Here is an 18776-nt window from a genome sequence, read left to right on the forward strand (position 1 = left end):
CTTTTTTTATGATTCTTACATTCTTTCTTTCTCTTGAAAGTAACTAATATTATCTCGAAGCCACTTTCTCTCTGACATAAACAAGTTCCCTCGTTTTTTATATACTTTATCAAACGTCTTTAAAACTTCTTCTTGATCAGCAAACTTATGTAAGAAACGAAGAGCAATAACAATCTCTGATTCATCGGTAGGTACTACTTCATTTTTACGCCTTCTAGAAACAATCTTATTCACACGTTCACAAATTGGCTTAATCGCCATCTCATCTCCATATGCATAAATAGCTCGAATGGCCTCGTATTTCACCATAATATTTCTATCCTTTAAAGCTTCAATATAAACTATTTGTAAGTCCACTCCCCCTATTTTTGCTAACACTTCAATAACGGTTGAACGAACATAAGCACTATCCCTATATAAAAGCTTTGTTAATGGAAGAATCGATTGATTTGTTCCAATCTCAAGCAAAGTATAACAAATATTTGTAATCTCACCCTTATTTTCTTCAGTAGCTAGTAACTTTAGTAAAGCACTTTCCGCTTCTAATGATTTATATAACTTTAAGGAAGAAATAGCCCAAGAACGAGCTCCATCGTTTTTATGATAAATATAAGGAATAATTTTATTGGTATTACTTACTTCTGGTAACTGATAAATATTACTAAGCATTTCACTTAACAGAGTCGGACTTTCTTCACATTCCAAACGATCTATAAGGTAATCAGCAATACAGATTTCTTTCGTATTTATAGCGAGTTTCGTCATTAAATAATAAATATCTTTCTTCATAGATACCTTTTTTGCTTTTATTAACTTCTCCTGTAAATAAGGAAAAGTTAATAGGTCATATAGCTCTTTTGCTTCATCATATGCACGATGCCATATATCTGTCTCTTCATCGGCCATTCGCCTTAATAAATCATCTATATACTCTTCCATCTCCTTCTCTCCCGTCCAAATTAAATCTATCTCTTTGCATTCTATATACGATAGATTACTATTTCAACAGAAAAAAGAGGATGCCATAGCATCCTCTCCTCCCTTCCCTATTCCACACAAGTAAACTGTGTCCAAGCTCCTACATAATCTAGTAAGAATAACTCTTCTTCTGCAATTGTACCGACAATATTTTTCCGTTCATCTATTGGCATTTCTTTCAAGATGATTTGTAGTTCACCTTTATACTTTCCGAATAAGTTATTACCAATTACAACTTGCCCTCTTTTCTGTCGTACACTTTCGCGCACTGGGAAGTCATAGTCTTTGTACTTTTTACGTACTTCTGTAGAACGTACCATATACTCTGTTATGTCACCGCGTCTTACGTGTAATTCTTGCAGTGTCGCTCTCTTCTCTACTTCAGTCGCTTCGTCTACAAATTGTACCTTTAGCTGTAACATGTAACGATTTAAGTTTCCTAGTTTCTCTAACTCTTCTTCACTCGCATAAGCATTTCCGATAATAACATCATCAATAAGCCCTGTTGCCCATAGATGTTTCGCTTGTACTTCAATCGATAAGTTACGATGTTGTTCTAACGTACATAATCCGTCATTAATATCCCATGGACCGATTTCAGCTGCATGTGATGTAATAAAGGCTGCCGTGCGAATACCATGCTTTTTAAAGCGTTCACTACAGCGAATGAAATAATCATACGGAAGACCAGTAAATTTTTGCGGATAGAAGTTATGACAACCAATTAAAGCTGATTTATTCGCCTGATGTGAAAGAATATTTTCTAAGTATGCAATATCATTACTTACGTTTAGCTCAATTTTTAAGTCGTACGGATTATTCGTCATTTTCGCTTCTGTTAATCCGTCAAAACCTACATCTAAACGAATACCATCTGCACCTAACTCTGCAAAGAATGATAGATCACTATAACTAATATCAAGTTGATCGAATACAGCCGGAGCTACATCTAAAATAACTTCCATATTGTTATCTTTTGCATGATTAATAATTTCTTTAAATTCAGCTACAATTTCCTCTTTTGGACGATTAACAGACAGTAAACATGTGAATATTCTTGAAAAACCGTGGCGTGCCGCTGCCGAAATGTATGCCATATCTTGTTCTTTCGTTGAATGCTCTGGATAAAGTGAAATTCCTAATTTACGCTCCATGCTTTTGCATCTCCTTCACACGTTGTATTAATGCCATGCTCGTAAATCTATATTTTGCAGATAAACATGTTGCACATAAAATCGTTGGTACGATGATAAAGTACGGTGATTCTAAACTAAATGCCACATAAGCTCCCATTGAACATCCAATAAATAATATCGACACAAGTAGTAAAACTAATAGCGATTTACTTTGTACCCACTTTGAATAATGTGCAATACACTGCCCCGCCACGAATGTAATTAAGATGATAATTGCTCCGAGCATTCTGTTTTCTCCTCTCCTGCTAATTGTTGTTTCTCATACATTTTGAAGAATGGATAGTAAATAACGAATGAGATAACAAAGTTAACAAGTACAAGTACACCGGCCATAATTGTCCAGTCCGTACTAATAATCGCTGCAATTGGCGCTAACATCGTAAATGGCAGCTTCGCCATCATGAGCGGAATCATACCTGAAACAACTGCGAAATATGATACCGTCGTTGTAACTAACGGTGTAATAACGAATGGAATAATTAAGATCGGGTTCATTACAATTGGTGCCCCGAAAATAATTGGTTCGTTAATATTGAATAATCCTGGTACGAATGATAATCTACCTAACTCTTTTAAGAACTTAGATTTAGAGAACATAAACATAATAACTAAAGCTAACGTTGAGCCTGATCCACCGATCCATACGAACCATTGAATAAATTGCTCTGTAAATAAGTTTGGTAACTGATGCGCATTTCCTGTAGCCGTAAATACTTCCATATTTTCAAGAATTGCTGAATCCCACATCGGACGAATGATTGGTCCTAAAATCGCTGGGCCATGTATACCGAACGACCAGAAGAACACGATTAAGAATACTGTTAATAAACCGCCGAATAAATTATTTCCTACTAATACTGATTTTAATGGTGCGATTAAATATGTGATTGTTGTGTTTACATCAAATTTTAAACCGTAACGAATCCCCCAGAATAAAAGAATAACTACTAAAGTTGGAATTAATGCTGCAAACGAGTTTGCAACTGCTGGTGGTACACTATCTGGTAATTTAATCGAAATATTATGCTTAATCATAAAGTGATAAATTTCTACTGCAATTAATGCTGTAACAATTGCTCCGAATAAAGAAGTTGCACTTAATGTTCCTACTGAAATATATCTACCTGCATCAATAACACCTGGTACAGCTTTTGTTATTTGAATTGGTTCAACTGATGCTAGTAAAAAGGCGAGTACAGATAATAATCCTGCACTTAATTGATTGAGCTGATAAAAGTTCGCGAGTGAAGCCCCTACCCCAAACGCTGCGTATAATGCCATTAATCCTACTGTAAATCGGAATGGAATATCTAAAATATGGCGAAACGGTGCAATCCACTCCATATATGCATCAATTGGTAAGTTTAAAAAGATAACGAAAAATGACCCGACAATCGTTAACGGTAATGTAGAAATAACTCCATTTCGAATTGCTAATAAATGTCGTTGCCCCGCAATCTTTTGCGTTGTCGGCATAATCTTCTGTTCCATAAAACTCATAAAACCATTCATCGATAACCCTCCCTATATTCAATGTGGCGAAATTCAAAAGTTATAACATTATAATGTTTATATTTAAAAAAATATAATTACGCTAAAACTAATTGTTCAGCTTGCTTAAGTACTTTCAAACCATCACACATGCCATAATCTCGTTGTTCTATAATTGCAACTGGTATATCGTATGATTTCGCAAGAAACTCTACTGCTGGAAACAAATACTTCACCTGTGGTCCAATTAAAACAACATCAGCATTTTTTATTTCCAGTTTCACAAGTTCTGAATCAACTGCTTTAATTTTATAATCCTTCCCTTGTTTCTTTGCCTCTTCTTGCATTTTTCTTACAACCATACTCGTTGACATACCTGCCGCGCAACATAATAAAATGTACATCTTATACTGTCACTTTCTCTTCCACCCGTTTATGAAGAGTAATAAATTCTTCAGCAAGTTCTTTCACTGTAATGGCATTCATTAAATGATCTTGTGCATGCACTAATAATAAACTTATTTCTGCATGATTTCCTCTTGCTTCTTCTTGAATTAAATCCGTTTGAATACGATGAGCGGATGATATTTCCTCACTAGCAAGTGTCATCTTTTCACTCGCATTCTCAAAATCTCCTTGTCTTGCAAAAGCAATTGCTTCAAGCGCCGCGCTTCTCGCGTTGCCACCATGTAAAATTAACGCAAATGGAGTTTGCATATCAGTCATTTAAAATTCCCCCAAGTTATGTTTTTTCTATATTTTTATCTTATTATGAAAACGCATACAATTAAACATAAAAAACTTCCGTTGTGTAACGGAAGTTTTAATATACTTTTTCATAATGATAGTAAGATTTCTTGAAAATCATCAACAGCTTGAGCCTGATGCAATTTTTCTATTATAGTTTGATTAGACATAATATCATATAAAAAATCATAAAGCTTTTGTAAATCTTCATTATTATTGCGCTTCACACTAAATAAAATAATAACTTGTACTTTTTTATCTCCCCAGTCAATCGCCTTATCGAGTGTACAAAACATCAAAAATGTTTTCTCACTTAATAACTGCATCGGATGCGGAATTGCCACTAAATTTCCAACCGCTGTAGGAGATGTGTTCTCTCTCTCCATAACAGAAGCATAAAAGTTTGCGGGTACATAGTTTTTCTCAGCAGCTTTCTCACATAAAAACTGGATAACCTCTTCTTTTGTAGAAGCACTACGATTTAAGAAGATCAAATCTTCCTTAATATATTGCTGCACACTACTATTTACATGCGTAAATAACTGCTGACCAATCGATTTAATCTCTTTATCATCAAATATTGAGTTTACCTTTATAACTGGCACAGGCAAACCACTCGGTATATGAATCGTACTAATAATACAATCTATTTTATCTTTATAAAGATCTTCCACTTTCAATTGATAGTACCCTGTAATACCTACAATCTCTAGTTTATCTCGGAACTGTGATAGAATTTTATATTTCAATAGCTGTGCACTCCCTTGGCCAGTCGCACAAACTAATAAACATCTTTTCTTTTGATTCTTTTCTTGCAAACGACTCATCGCTCCGCCGAAGTGAATAGCAATATAACCAATTTCACTTTCTGGAATCGACTCACCCGTATATTCACCAATTATGTCTCCAACAAGAACCGCAATTTCAAAGGCATATGGATAATTCTTTTTCACTTCTGCCAAAAGAGGATTTCTCGTATTTAACTTATATTTCAAACGATTTAATAACGTTTTTAAATGAACACCAAAACCAAATAATAATTCTTCATCATAATAAAAAGTAAGATTCCGTTCTTCCGCTACTTTGAAAAGAATATGCTGCATGAATGCATATACGTCTTTCCCTAATAGCTCTTCCACATTTTCATAGCGATCTCTTGCTGTAACAGCCATACTTAATAAATGCATCGTCACATATAAAATTTCTTCTTCTGGAAATTGAAGTTTTAGCTCTTCCCCTAAATTCCCTAAAATCTGTTTCGCAATTTTATATTCTTTCTTTATTATAAGTTCAGATTCCTCTACATGCAGTGCTTGAATGTAATGATCATCCCTGCATCTCTTTAAAGCAATCGCAATATGAATTGATAAATTATCAATTTCTATATCTGATAAATATATCGTCCCTCCCTCGATATACTTTAATATAACTGAGCGGATGAGAGAAATATGGGGTAACGATAAATATGTGTCCGTCTGCTCATAGTTCTCATGAAACGGAGTATGTTCATACCGCGGTAAACCATATTGTGATAAACAAGAACGAATATTAAATTCTTCTCCTACAATACGTATACCATAATATGGTCTTTTTTCAATTTGTAACTCATAGCGACTACAAATATCTGTAACATCTTTCATAATTAAATTTACAGTAGATTTACTCACATAAATCTCTTCCGCTAGCTGTGAAAGCTTCACATACCCATCTGTCGTTAAAATACGGTGTAAAATATAAGCTACTCTTTCTTCATAAGAAGTTGGAATCTTTTCTGTCTGTTTTTGAAATACATTTACGCAAAAATCTTCAAACTTCTTAGTTTGTATAATTTCTAGTTCGTACCCATTCCCTCTTTGTGATTCAATTTTCGCTCCGTGTTCTTCCAATATATCATTTAATAATTTTATATCCTTTTGAATCGTCTTCGTTGATACGTGTAAACGGCTCGCTAAAAAAGCTCGATTTAGCATCGATTTCTCTTCTAAAAACTCCTCTAAAATGGAAATTAATCGCTGATGCACTTTTGTCATAGCTCTTCCTCTCGCTCTTTATATAAAAGGGAAAAAGCCACTGAAATCAGTAGTTTTTTCCCTTTTATCCCGCGTTCATTATTTCTTTAGCGTAAATCCAAACTTATCCCAAGCTTGTAAATAATCTAATAAGAAGATTTCTTCCTCTATAATTCGGCCAACTACATTTGTTTTTCCTGTATTCACCATATCTTTTAAAGCAATTTGCAATTCACCTTTATATTGGCCATATTGCTCATTATCAATTAAAAGATCGCCACGCTTAATTTCACGCGTATTATGCGGTTTAAACTCTTCCTTTTTATATTTCACACGACTTTGTGTAGAACGAATCATATATTCAGATACATCCCCGCGATAAAAATGAGGTTCTTCTAATACGATAATTCTTTCTAAATCTGTTGTTGTATCGTATAGTTCTATATCAAATGTTTGTTTCTCTTTATTTAACGCACCTAGTGCTTGTAATTCTTCTTCTGAAGCATAAGCATTCGCAATAATAACATCATCAATTAATTCTGTTGCAAACAAATGCTTCGCCTGTGTTGTCATCGGTAATTCGCGATGCTGCTCTAACGTACATAACCCTTCTGTTACTGGCCAAGGTCCGTATGTTGCATCAAATGATGAAATAAAAGCAGCCGTTCTCATACCGTAATCTTTAAATTGTTTCGAGCATTTAATGAAATGATCGTATGATAATCCTGAATAACGATGTGGATAAAAATTATGGCAACCAATTAAATTTTCACGATTTGGTCTATGACTCATAATGTTATCTACATACTTCGTACCGTTACTCATATTAATCTCAATTTTTAAGCCATATGGATTGTAAGTCATAATCGATTCTTCTAAACCAGAGAATCCAACATCTAAACGAATACCGTACGCTCCTAACTCATGGAAGAACGATAAATCATTATATGAAATACCTAATTGTGTAAAGACAGACGGACTAATATCAACTAATACTTGGAACCCTAATGCATTTGCATGAGAGATCGTTTCTTTAAACTCTTCTATAATTGTCTCTTTCTCGCCATCTACAGATAATAAACATGTGAATACACGTGTAAATCCGTATTTACTCGCTAATGTTACATACTCTTTATCTTTCTCTACTGTCGAATGCTCTGGATAAATAGAAATACCTAATCGTCTCATATGTACACGCCTCTTTCTTCATTGTTTTGTAAACCTTTTCAAATATATGTAGTGCAAAAGTATATATCCCCTTCTCATCCACTACTTTTTTGAATCCGCTTTCTTTAAAGAAAAAACAATTTCTATCATTCATAACAACTACAAGTCTATACATCTATACTTTACATCTTTTTTTCATAGTTGTGTAGCATTTACACAAATTTGTCAGTTTTTCAACTTAAAATTGTTATCCGCTTTCAAGACACCTTCCTTGACTGTTACATTGACCAATACATATACTCGAAAGAACAGAGATAAAGTGAAACTTTGATCAGTGTGGGGTTTTGTTCATCCCCCACTGATTATTAGCCTTCACCAATCGGGCGTTTACGGGCAGCAGGGCTCCCACCTAACTTCTTTGCTCCAGCCGGATTTTGAGGTGGGAGTTTTACTGCCCACAAATAGCAGGAAAAAATTTATATAGGGGATGAATATATGGGAGAGGCAGTACTCGTAAAACGAGAACCGTTATGGACAAAAGAGTTTATTGCGCTAATTCTAGCAAACTTATGTATGTTTTTAGGATTTCAAATGTTAATTCCAACTTTACCTGTTTATGTGAAAGAAATTGGGGGCACAAGTTCAAATATCGGATTCGTTGTCGGCATGTTTACCGTTGCAGCACTTTTTATTAGGCCGCTAACTGGAAATGCCTTGCAGAAATTCAACAAAAAAATCATTTTAATGATTGGTACCGCTATTTGTTTACTCGCTATGGGCAGTTATCTTTTCGCTTCAACCGTTTTTCTATTGCTTGCCGTTCGAATTTTACACGGAGCTGGTTTTGGTATTACAACGACTACATACGGAACTGTCGTTTCAGATTTAATTCCGCAAGCTCGCCGCGGAGAAGGCATGGGATACTTCGGTCTTTCTGGAACTATCGCCATGGCGCTCGGTCCGCTTATCGGACTTTGGCTTATGCAAGCATATAACTTCACGATTCTTTTTTTATGCGCACTTTCATGCACAATAGTTTCATTAATATTAACGAAACTACTTCAAATCAAAAAATCGCCGCAACCACCACAGCAAACATCTGGTACCTTTCTCGATGGATTTATTGAGCGTAAAGCTTTACTTCCTTCACTATTAATATTATGTATTACATTAATGTACGGGGGAATTGGGAGCTTTATCACATTATTTGCTACAGAAGTCGGGATTGCTGATATTAGTCTCTTCTTTTTATTTAACGCACTTGCAATCGCTGTAACTCGTCCGTTTTCTGGAAGATTATATGATACGAAAGGCCATACATTCGTCATCATTCCAGGAGTTATTATTACGTTTACAGGTATTATCTTGCTGTCGTATACAACTACAATTCCGAGCTTAATTATTGCCGCAGCGTGCTACGGAAGTGGTTTCGGAGCAATTCAACCAGCACTACAAGCATGGATGATTGACCGAGTAGCACCGCACCGGAGAGGAGTAGCAACAGCAACATTCTTCTCAGCATTTGATCTTGGAATTGGTGCTGGAGCGATTATTTTTGGATTCATTGCACACTTTACCAACTATGCAACTGTATATCGATATTCCTCTCTATTACTTATCGCTTTTCTTTTCATTTACATCACAAGCTTACGGAAGCAAAAACAGGGGGATAAAACAAAAGAAAAAGCCGTTGGGTAATGCTAATTGGTTCTTTTTCGAAGTACTTAGACCAAAAAATCATGTATACACATTGAAAAAAGTAGTGGATTCCTAAAAAAATCACACTGCTTTTTTCATTTAATATATTCATTTCAAACCTCCCCATTTCCCCTACATATTTTTCTAACTTTAATCAAAAAATATACAAAGAACCATTATTATAAATAAGGTGACACTTTACTTAGCGCATCCAATTTGGATAGTTTACCTCTCCTATTTTTACTATCCGCAAATAGTGTGATAAATGTGACTTCTTTACAAACCGATCAGATATATCATCTAAAAAACCAATTAAATCCAGGTGTTTCTTTAAAGATTTGTAAACTTTTTATCCCTTTGTAAATTTAGTGTAAATTTTACTGATAAACCGTTTACAGTGCCTCAAGGTTTAGTTAATAATTACATCGTACATGAAATTTAAGGAGTGGAATGCGTGGAATACAATATTCAAGATATGATCTTCCAGTTCATTGGTGGATTAGGTATTTTCTTATTCGGGATTAAATACATGGGCGATGGACTGCAACAAGCAGCTGGAGATCGTCTTCGCGATATTCTAGATCGTTTTACAACAAACCCTCTCATGGGCGTACTAGCAGGTATGTTAGTTACAGTATTAATTCAATCAAGCTCAGGAACAACCGCTTTAACAGTCGGACTTGTAAGTGCTGGATTTATGACATTAAGACAAGCAATTGGTGTTATTATGGGTGCGAACATCGGTACGACAGTTACTGCATTTATTATCGGGATTAAAATCGGAGAATACGCTCTCCCAATTATGGCAGTTGGAGCGATTTTACTATTCTTCTTTAAAAATAAAAAAGTACATTCTGTAGGTCAAGTTGTATTCGGTTTTGGTATGTTATTCTTCGGTTTAGAATTAATGAGCGCAGGTATGAAACCTCTTCGTTCTTTAGAGTCATTCCAAGAGTTAATGGTTAGCATGAGTGATAATCCAATTTTAGGAATTATTGTCGGTACAGTGTTCACTTTAATTGTACAAAGCTCAAGCGCAACAATCGGTATTTTACAAGAACTATTCGGCCAGGGTGCTATTGATTTACAAGCTGCTCTTCCTGTATTATTCGGTGATAACATCGGTACAACAATTACAGCCGTATTAGCAGCAATCGGTACTTCAATTGCAGCAAGACGTGCAGCATTAGTTCACGTTATCTTTAATATTATCGGTACCATTATCTTTACGATTATATTAATACCATTTACAAGTTTAATTCAATATTTCCAAACGTCATTAAATTTAAATCCAGAAATGACAATTGCATTTGCACATGGAACATTTAACGTAACGAATACAATCATTCAGTTCCCATTCATTGCATTATTAGCCTGGATTGTAACAAAAATTATTCGTGGTGAAGATGCATCTATTAACTTCAAACCGCAACATTTAAATCCAATCTTTATTGAGCAATCTCCAGCTATCGCTTTAACAGAAGCTCAAAAAGAAATCATTCGTATGGCTGAGTTTTCATTACATGGATTAAAAGAAGCAAACCAATTTTTAAATACACAAGATAAAAAACATGCTGACATGGCTACTCAATTAGAAGGAGCTATTAATAATTTAGATAAAAAAATTATTGAGTATTTAGTTTTACTATCAGAAAAACCACTTTCACCAACAGACTCTGAGAAACATTCAGTTTTAGCAGGTGTTGTTGGAGATATTGAACGTGTCGGTGATCATGTAGAAAACCTTGTAGAACTTGTAGATTTCCAAATTTCAAACCGCGTTTCACTATCAGATGAAGCACTAGCTGAATTAAATGAAATGCTTGAATTAACAATTTCAACATTACAAGATGCAATCAATGCTTTAACAAACTTTGACACTGAACTAGCTCAAACTGTTATTGCAAAAGAACGTAAAATTGACCAAATGGAACGTGTTTTACGTAAACGCCATGTGTTACGTCTGAACGAACGTAGCTGTTCAGGTGATGCAAGCATCATCTACGTTGATATGGTAAGTAACTTAGAGCGTATCGGTGATCACGCTGTAAATATCGCTGATGGTGTTTTAGGTGAACAAGGAAAAGTAAATTTAAAACAATCATTATAATAGGAAAGAGACGCTAATTTAAGCGTCTCTTTTTTCATTTCATCTTTACAACCGTTCTTCCTTTTAACTTTCCTTGCAGTATAAGTGCAAACTTCTCATCTAATTCTTTTAATGTACATTCTTCTGTATAAGATAATAGCTCTGAATTTTTCCACTCACCTGCTAGCAATGCCCACACGTCTCTTCTCACATCTACTGGACATTGAACTGAATCTATTCCTAAAAGGCTAATCCCTCGTAATATGAATGGGTATACAGTTGTATTTAATTCATGCCCTGCTACATTACCACACGTTGTTACACAGCCTCCATACTTAACTACCTTTAAAGAACTTTCTAACATGTTCCCGCCTACAGTATCGACAACCCCAGCGTATATTCCTTTAAGCATCGGTCTTCCTGATTCATCACTCAACTCCGCGCGATGAATCATCTTTTTTGCACCTAAACGTAGCAGCATCTGTTCCTCTTCCATTTTCCCAGTTGATCCTACTACGTTATATCCTAGCTTCGCTAAAATGCTCACTGCTACACTGCCTACTCCGCCCGTAGCACCCGTTACTAAAACATCTCCCATACTAGGCGTAATTCCCGCTCTAATGAGCTTATATACCGATAAGGCAGCTGTAAAACCGGCTGTCCCGTACATCATACTTTCCTTCAAAGACATTTCTTTTGGTAAAGGCACAACCCAAGATGATGGCACGCGAATATATTCTCCGAAACCACCAGAAGTATTCATACCTAAATCATATCCAGTTACAATAACTTGATCGCCTTCCTGAAAGGCGTTATTTTCACTACTAACTACCTCTCCCGCTGCATCGATACCTGGTGTATGAGGGTATGTTCTCGTTACACCTTTATTACCAGTAGCTGAAAGGGCATCTTTATAATTTAATGAAGAATAATGAACACGTATTACTACGTCTCCTTCAGGTAAACTATTTACTTCTCTCTCAACAAAGGTTCTTTCAAATTGATTATTTTCCTTTTCTTTCACGACCATTGCTCGGAATGATGTATGATTCATTACGCTCTCTCCTTCATCCGTAAAATCTTTCTTTATTATATAAGAAGTACATATACAGCTAATCACATCTTCTTGGCTATATTTCAACAAATCTTACTTCTCTATCACTTTCTCACATTACATATTTTCATTTCTACTAAAACACATTATACTTGTTCTACATCTTTAAAATAAAATATAGAAAATCTAACTTTTTATAAATAAATTGAATTTTTACGAAATGTAAATGATTTGTAATGTTTTTTTTCGCTAAATTTCATTATAATAAGTGGATATGAGTGTCGTATTTCAATCCAAATGAAGGAGTACAAGAAATGGAGCAAAACCCATCTTTACAAGAAAATACACGAAGTAAACCGAAAAATAGTAAGAAAAAAGCAAAAATTATTATAAGCGTTATTCTATTAGTTTTAATAATAGGTGGCGGTTATACATGGTTTTTAGTAAATAAAGCATCTTCTGCTGTTCGAAACGCCGCTCACGATTTAGCACGCGGTGATAAGTCTGATTTACGCGCTAAAGCTGTAAAACCTATTACAAATAACGTCTCTGTCTTAATAATGGGCGTTGATGAAAGCGATGTCCGCGGAAAAGAATATGGTGAAGCTATAAGAACGGATGCACTATTACTTGCAACGTTTAATAAAGATAGCAAAACTGTAAAGCTATTAAGTATTCCACGTGACACATATACTTATATTCCAGTAGAAAAGAAAAAAGATAAAATTACACACGCTCATGCATTCGGTGCTACCAAAAACGGAAAAGATGGTGGACCACAAGCTAGTATTGATGCAGTTGAAAAATTAATGAATGTTCCCGTCGATTACTTTGTAAAATTCAACTTTAAATCATTCATGAAAATCGTTGATGATTTAGGCGGCATTGAAGTTGACGTACCAGTTGAGTTTACTGAACAAGATAGTAATGATAACGCCGATGCAATTCACCTAAAAAAAGGTGTTCAAAAATTAAATAGTGAAGAAGCTCTTGCTCTTGCCAGAACAAGGCACATTGATAGTGATGCAATGCGTGGACAACGTCAGCAACTTGTTATTGAAGCAATTTTAAAGAAACTAACAAGCGCTGGGTCTGTAACAAAAGTCGGAAACATCATTGATGATATTAACGGACAATTCGTTACAAACTTAACATTCGATGACATGCTTTCATTCTATAAATATGGATCGGATTCGGAAATTGAGAAATTACAACTTCAAGGTGAAGATTGTTACATGGCAAAAGGTGATGATACATGTAGTAAGTCAGCTGGTGGTGGCCGAACTTACTACTACAATCCAGATAAAAAAGAATTAGCTAATGTTACAAACGAACTTCGTAGTCACCTTGGACTACCTGCCTATACAAAATCTGATTCTGATTCGAAAAAAACAAGCTCAGAGAAAACAAAAGAATCTACGTCTGAAAATACGAGTGAACGCGAATCAAGTAACGATGAAACTCAAAATAAGAATAACAGTGAAGATACAGAAACATCGTCTAATAACAATGAATAAAGTGAAGCAGTGCTCTATGGAGGTAGAGCACTGCTTCTTTTTAATGCTCTCAAAACAAAAAAATCAGAACTTTCCAACTATCTTTTTTAATATTTTTAAATTATAATAAATAATAGTAATCTATTCCAATTATCAGGGGGCTCACACATATGAAAGCTGCAGTAAAACATAACATTTCAGATTTTAAAGAGTACTTAAAATCAAACGATATATACATGGAAGAAAATATAGATGAAAATGATGGTTCGGTACATTTTTCAGTAGGATTAGAAACAGAAGCTGGCGCAAAAATTCAACTTATCGCTGCTTTCCAAAGCGAACATCCTGCTGTGGATATATACTGCTTCAATGTTGCTCTTGTACCTGATTCAACATCAACAAATGATATTTTACATGTCATCAATGAATTAAACACATCTTATCGATTTGCAAAATTCACGCTAAACAAACAAAATGCAATTGATATTTCAACATCTCTTGCATTCTCAGAACCAAACTTTAATCCCGCACTTGTCTTTGAACATACGAGAATGCTATATAAACTGGCAAACGATGAATATAAGAACTTAATGAAAGTTATTTGGGCATAAAATAAAAGGATGGGCTGCAAGCAGCACCATCCTTTTACTTCAATATCATATCGATCCACATCTTTATCGCAGTTCCTACAATTAAAATAGACAATACGTATTGCAAAACTTTTTGATTCACTCTCTTCCCTACTCTCACTCCAAGAGGAGCGGCAAATAAACTTGCTATCGCAACGATAAGAGCCGGAATAACAACTATTTGTCCAGTAATCACTTTCCCAGTAGTAATTCCTATCGAGGAAATAAAAGTAATAGCGATAGATGTTGCTATTGTTGTACGTATCGGTAGTTTTAAAACAACTAGCATAATCGGTACTAAAAGAAATGCACCACCAGCCCCAATAATGCCGGAAACACTTCCTACAATAAACGCTAGTAAACTAGCGAGCCACTTATTGTACATAATTCCCTCTGATCCCTTACGATCGCTTCGCTTCGGTATAAACATCATAATAGCCGCGATAGTAGCTAATATTGTATAAACAACATTTACAGCATGCTCATTTAATAGATTCGCACTAAAGCTACCTACAAAGCTTCCTATTAATATACTAGCTCCCATATACACAACTAAAGTTTTATCCATATCGTTACTTTTCCTATACGCCCACGCGCCTGCAAAAGTTGCAAAGAATACTTGAATCGCTGTAATACCACTCACTTCATGTGATGTATATCCAGCAAATCCTAGCAATACCGGAATGTATAAGATCATCGGATAATTAATAATTGCACCGCCAATTCCAACCATTCCTGATATAAACGATCCTATAAACCCAATTATAAAAAGTAATACGACTAAGCTCATCTTACATCCCCTCCCTTCTAAAAAGAAGGTGAATTAAATGAATAAGTTTACATTCCCATCCGAAGCATCTGCTAAATAAGCTCCTACTCCTGCAAACTCTACCCCATCCATAATCTCTTCCTCTTTTAACCCTAATAAATCTACTGTCATTTGACAAGCTACAAGTTTAATTCCCTGTTCTTTCGCCAAATCGATTAAATCTGGTAAAGGCATCGCATTATGTTTTTTCATAATACCTTTAATCATCTTTGGTCCCATACCGGCAAAATTCATTTTTGATAATCCCATCTTATCAGCGCCGCGCGGCATCATTTTTCCAAACACTTTCTCTATAAATGTTTTCTTTACTTTCACATGCTCATCCTTCCTAAGAGCATTTAAACCCCAGAAAGTATGAAAAATAGTCACTTCATGATCGTACGCCGCTGAACCATTTGCAATAATATAAGCAGCCATTGCTTTATCATAATCTCCGCTAAATAAAACGATTGTTGTTTTCTTCTGTTGTTCCATGTTGTTCTCCTCCTAATTACCTATAGGGGTATTTTAAAATTTGTAAAAAGGCTCAAATTATCTAGCTACACCTAATGCTACTTTTCCCCTTACAAAACGTTCATACCGCCTGAAACATTTATAATGCGCTGAAATCCTAATTTCTTTAATACTTTTGCTGCTTGCTTACTTCTCATCCCACTCTGACAAATAACAATTACTTCCTTATTTTTATCTAACTGATTTACTTTACTAGCTAACTCATTTAGTGGGATATTCTGAAATCCTTTCATATGATTTCCTCTATATTCTCCAACTGTACGAACATCGATAAATTGTTTTCCCTTTTTCCCCAATATACTCTTTAATTCTTTTCCATTTATATTTTGAACACCTTTCACCGGTAAAAAACGTGAAATAACAAGCCATGCAGCAATTACAATGAAAAGCGTACTTAATATTGTATTCATATAAACAACCTCTCCGCCTTTACAAAACTAGTTCTTCACTACGCCTTCTTAATCCAAAACTTCAGCACATCGTCTTCTATATTATGCTTTACTATTTCATGACCGCCTGTTTTTGACCATGCTGGAATATCTTTTACTGATCCTTTATCCGTTACATGTACTTCTAACACTTCTCCAGATTGTAAAGCATCCATCGCTCTCTTCGTTCTTACAATCGGCATTGGACATGCTAAACCTTTCGCATCTAATACTTGTTTTACATTCATCATCTATTCCTCCAGTTTGTTATTTTATAATGAATCATGAACTGCACAACGATTTGGGCCAATCTCCATTTCACGCTCTTCTTCCACACTCGGATAAATCTTACCCATATTCGTTTGACGAATTTCTTCATAAGCATTCGGCTGAGGCGGTAAGTTCTCTGTCACAGTTTTACGAAACTCTCCCTCATCAACAATATTTAACCCTACATTCTCCTTAAATAAATCTTGTAAATGCGCACTCACAATGCCTCTGTCGTCCATTTCACTTATTTTTGAATAATGAGCTGGTAAAACAATTAAATCTTGAGACAGTTCCTTATAACGTGTATATAAAGTATTTCGTAAATCGCCCACCCAGTCTTCCGCCTTCCCAGCAAGATCTGGACGCCCGATTGAATCTACAAATAAAATATCACCTGATAATAAATAAGTCTCATCGATAATAAATGATGTACTTCCAATCGTATGCCCTGGTGAGTATAGTGCATCAATATTAATTAGGGTACCCCCTACCGTAATAACAGTACCTTCTATTAGCGGTTCGTAAGAGAAAACAACTTCCCCCGCATCTTTTGGAGGTAACCAATACGTACCGCCTACTTTTTCAGCTAATTTACGGCCACCTGAAATATGATCTGCATGTAGATGTGTATCCATTACGTTAGTAATAGTAGCTCCGTGCTCTTTTGCAAAATCTACGTACGCCTCAATCGTTCTCACCGCATCAATGACTGCTGCTTCACCATTTGAAACAACCATATAAGATAAGCAGCCTTTTCCAAGACGGTTAAATTGATATATACTTCCTCCGCCCTGTACATCTCCTACTTTTAACGGCTTTACATATTCACTCCAAGCTTTCATCCCACCAGCTAAATAATAAACATCATTGAATCCGGCATCTAACAATTGCTCTGCGACAAACTGAGAAGAGCCCTCTTTCGCACATACGACTAAAATTTCTTTCTCCCTCGGCAATTCATCTACAATATGATCTACACCATCTAATAAGTCAAAATACGGTTTATTTATAGAAGTGATTTGTTTCCCTTCAATTTTCCAATCTTCATAATCCGTCTCGTTACGAACATCTAAAATAAACAACTCTCCTAATAAAACTTTCTCGGCGACATCTTTTACTTGTAACATCTTAACGTTCATTTAAGTACCCCCGTAGGTATATTTTTGTTTAAAAAAATTATTTCTCCACATTTCCTTGCCACTCTAACATACCTGGAATGACATTTTTCACATTTGAATAACCTTTCTCTTTCAACATTTGGCACGCTATATCACTACGGTTACCAGTTCGGCAAACAACATAAATTGGTTTCGCACTGTCTAACATAGCACTATCTAATTCACCTAATGGAACCGAAATAGCAGATGGAATATGACCAAAGGAAAATTCCGCTTCTTCACGAACATCTAATACAGTACACTCTTCACCACTTAATAATAGATCTTGCAATTCCGCATTCGTAATTGTATGAGGATACTTCACAACTTCATTTACTTCATGTTCGTGTGCTTTTCTTACATAATGCTTTAATATATCTCCCTCTTGTTTCGTTCCAATATATTGATGCCCTACTTTATTTGACCAACTTTGAATATCTAGCGTAGAACCTTTATCTGTCGCCTCTATTTCAATAACTTGCCCTGATGCCAACCCTTCCATCTCCTTTTTTGTCTTCACAATTGGCATCGGGCAAGCCAAGCCTTTACAGTCTAAATTCATATCAACTTTTATACTCATAATCATTTCCTCCCTAGTTATTATACATATACCTGTAGGGGTATAATAAAATGTTTTTGAAAATCTGTCAACACATACGTTTGACAGATTATCTGCTTTTTACAAGTAATTGAACAGCTTCTTTAATTAACTCTTCATTTGAGCCATTACCTGTCTCAAACTGCTCACGTAAACATTGCTCTAAATTTGTTCCAACAACGAGTCCAATTGTACGATCAAGTGCAGAACGGGATGCAGTTAACTGTGTAATAACATCTCGGCAATCTTTTCCCTCTTCCATCATGCGAAGCACACCACGAACTTGACCTTCAATACGTTTCAATCTATTTTTCATATCTTGATTATATTCCACTGTAGACCACCTCCGTAATTATAACTATATTATACATTACTTTGTAACTTTGTATAATATCATATACCCTTAAGGGTATATTGTAAAGCTTTT

Annotated in this window: 20 protein-coding genes; 4 read left to right on the top strand and 16 right to left on the bottom strand. The window is 35.2% G+C overall.

Features of this window, described 5'->3' with window-relative positions; translation table 11 throughout:
* Nucleotides 1–15: 15 nt before the first annotated feature.
* From MR155_RS14075 to MR155_RS14110, 8 genes are all read right to left on the bottom strand, one after another.
* Nucleotides 16–939, bottom strand: coding sequence for a HEAT repeat domain-containing protein (locus MR155_RS14075; protein ID WP_242310264.1), 924 nt, complete (start codon nt 937–939; stop codon nt 16–18).
* 107 nt (nt 940–1046) lie between these two features.
* Nucleotides 1047–2132 carry a DUF871 domain-containing protein gene (locus MR155_RS14080; protein ID WP_242310266.1) on the bottom strand — a complete coding sequence of 362 codons (1086 nt, stop codon included), beginning with the start codon at nt 2130–2132 and terminating at the stop codon, nt 1047–1049.
* Entirely contained in the window at nt 2122–2400 is a 279-nt protein-coding gene (locus tag MR155_RS14085) for a hypothetical protein (protein ID WP_002087437.1), read from the bottom strand. The genes MR155_RS14080 and MR155_RS14085 overlap by 11 nt, the downstream gene beginning before the upstream one ends.
* Nucleotides 2376–3686 (bottom strand): PTS sugar transporter subunit IIC, encoded by a 1311-nt coding sequence (locus MR155_RS14090; RefSeq protein WP_001013048.1) that lies wholly within the window; start codon nt 3684–3686, stop codon nt 2376–2378. Before MR155_RS14090 ends, MR155_RS14085 begins: the two co-directional genes overlap by 25 nt.
* 77 nt (nt 3687–3763) lie before the next feature.
* Nucleotides 3764–4069: a PTS sugar transporter subunit IIB gene (locus tag MR155_RS14095; RefSeq protein ID WP_002087440.1), complete on the bottom strand. Its 306-nt coding sequence runs from the start codon at nt 4067–4069 to the stop codon at nt 3764–3766.
* 1 nt (nt 4070) lies between these two features.
* Nucleotides 4071–4391 carry a PTS lactose/cellobiose transporter subunit IIA gene (locus MR155_RS14100; RefSeq protein WP_002087442.1) on the bottom strand — a complete coding sequence of 107 codons (321 nt, stop codon included), beginning with the start codon at nt 4389–4391 and terminating at the stop codon, nt 4071–4073.
* A 110-nt stretch (nt 4392–4501) separates the two neighbouring features.
* Nucleotides 4502–6442 carry a BglG family transcription antiterminator gene (locus tag MR155_RS14105; RefSeq protein WP_242310268.1) on the bottom strand — a complete coding sequence of 647 codons (1941 nt, stop codon included), beginning with the start codon at nt 6440–6442 and terminating at the stop codon, nt 4502–4504.
* Between the two features lie 78 nt (nt 6443–6520).
* On the bottom strand, nt 6521–7609 hold the full coding sequence (locus tag MR155_RS14110; RefSeq protein ID WP_113936741.1) for a DUF871 domain-containing protein: 1089 nt from the start codon (nt 7607–7609) through the stop codon (nt 6521–6523).
* Between the two features lie 474 nt (nt 7610–8083).
* Between MR155_RS14110 and MR155_RS14115 the strand changes: the two genes are divergently transcribed.
* The gene (locus tag MR155_RS14115) at nt 8084–9286 is read left to right on the top strand and encodes an MFS transporter (protein ID WP_002029919.1); all 1203 of its coding nucleotides are present in this window, start codon (nt 8084–8086) and stop codon (nt 9284–9286) included.
* A gap of 454 nt (nt 9287–9740) precedes the next feature.
* The gene (locus MR155_RS14120) at nt 9741–11396 is read left to right on the top strand and encodes a Na/Pi cotransporter family protein (RefSeq protein WP_016093278.1); all 1656 of its coding nucleotides are present in this window, start codon (nt 9741–9743) and stop codon (nt 11394–11396) included.
* A gap of 34 nt (nt 11397–11430) precedes the next feature.
* On the opposite strand, the gene MR155_RS14125 is transcribed toward MR155_RS14120, so the two are convergent.
* The gene (locus tag MR155_RS14125) at nt 11431–12429 is read right to left on the bottom strand and encodes a YhdH/YhfP family quinone oxidoreductase (protein ID WP_242310270.1); all 999 of its coding nucleotides are present in this window, start codon (nt 12427–12429) and stop codon (nt 11431–11433) included.
* A gap of 314 nt (nt 12430–12743) precedes the next feature.
* Between MR155_RS14125 and MR155_RS14130 the strand changes: the two genes are divergently transcribed.
* Together MR155_RS14130 and MR155_RS14135 are read left to right on the top strand one after the other, a co-directional pair.
* Nucleotides 12744–13946 carry an LCP family protein gene (locus tag MR155_RS14130; protein WP_242310272.1) on the top strand — a complete coding sequence of 401 codons (1203 nt, stop codon included), beginning with the start codon at nt 12744–12746 and terminating at the stop codon, nt 13944–13946.
* Between the two features lie 149 nt (nt 13947–14095).
* Nucleotides 14096–14536: a hypothetical protein gene (locus MR155_RS14135; protein ID WP_002029912.1), complete on the top strand. Its 441-nt coding sequence runs from the start codon at nt 14096–14098 to the stop codon at nt 14534–14536.
* A gap of 34 nt (nt 14537–14570) precedes the next feature.
* On the opposite strand, the gene MR155_RS14140 is transcribed toward MR155_RS14135, so the two are convergent.
* The 7 genes from MR155_RS14140 to MR155_RS14170 form a co-directional block, all read right to left on the bottom strand.
* Entirely contained in the window at nt 14571–15344 is a 774-nt protein-coding gene (locus MR155_RS14140; RefSeq protein WP_219299957.1) for a sulfite exporter TauE/SafE family protein, read from the bottom strand.
* A gap of 33 nt (nt 15345–15377) precedes the next feature.
* Nucleotides 15378–15857, bottom strand: coding sequence for a DsrE/DsrF/DrsH-like family protein (locus MR155_RS14145; RefSeq protein WP_002087459.1), 480 nt, complete (start codon nt 15855–15857; stop codon nt 15378–15380).
* An 89-nt stretch (nt 15858–15946) separates the two neighbouring features.
* The gene (locus tag MR155_RS14150; protein ID WP_113936744.1) at nt 15947–16306 is read right to left on the bottom strand and encodes a rhodanese-like domain-containing protein; all 360 of its coding nucleotides are present in this window, start codon (nt 16304–16306) and stop codon (nt 15947–15949) included.
* A 38-nt stretch (nt 16307–16344) separates the two neighbouring features.
* Nucleotides 16345–16575, bottom strand: a complete 231-nt coding sequence (locus MR155_RS14155) for a sulfurtransferase TusA family protein (protein ID WP_002134528.1) — start codon at nt 16573–16575, stop codon at nt 16345–16347.
* 21 nt (nt 16576–16596) lie between these two features.
* The gene (locus tag MR155_RS14160; protein ID WP_215587306.1) at nt 16597–17733 is read right to left on the bottom strand and encodes an MBL fold metallo-hydrolase; all 1137 of its coding nucleotides are present in this window, start codon (nt 17731–17733) and stop codon (nt 16597–16599) included.
* 37 nt (nt 17734–17770) lie between these two features.
* Nucleotides 17771–18331 carry a sulfurtransferase TusA family protein gene (locus MR155_RS14165; protein WP_219299962.1) on the bottom strand — a complete coding sequence of 187 codons (561 nt, stop codon included), beginning with the start codon at nt 18329–18331 and terminating at the stop codon, nt 17771–17773.
* 88 nt (nt 18332–18419) lie between these two features.
* Nucleotides 18420–18683 (bottom strand): metal-sensitive transcriptional regulator, encoded by a 264-nt coding sequence (locus tag MR155_RS14170; RefSeq protein WP_000456201.1) that lies wholly within the window; start codon nt 18681–18683, stop codon nt 18420–18422.
* Nucleotides 18684–18776 lie beyond the last annotated feature (93 nt).

Source organism: Bacillus cereus group sp. BfR-BA-01331 (assembly GCF_022663915.1).
Taxonomy (GTDB): Bacteria; Bacillota; Bacilli; order Bacillales; family Bacillaceae_G; genus Bacillus_A; species Bacillus_A mycoides.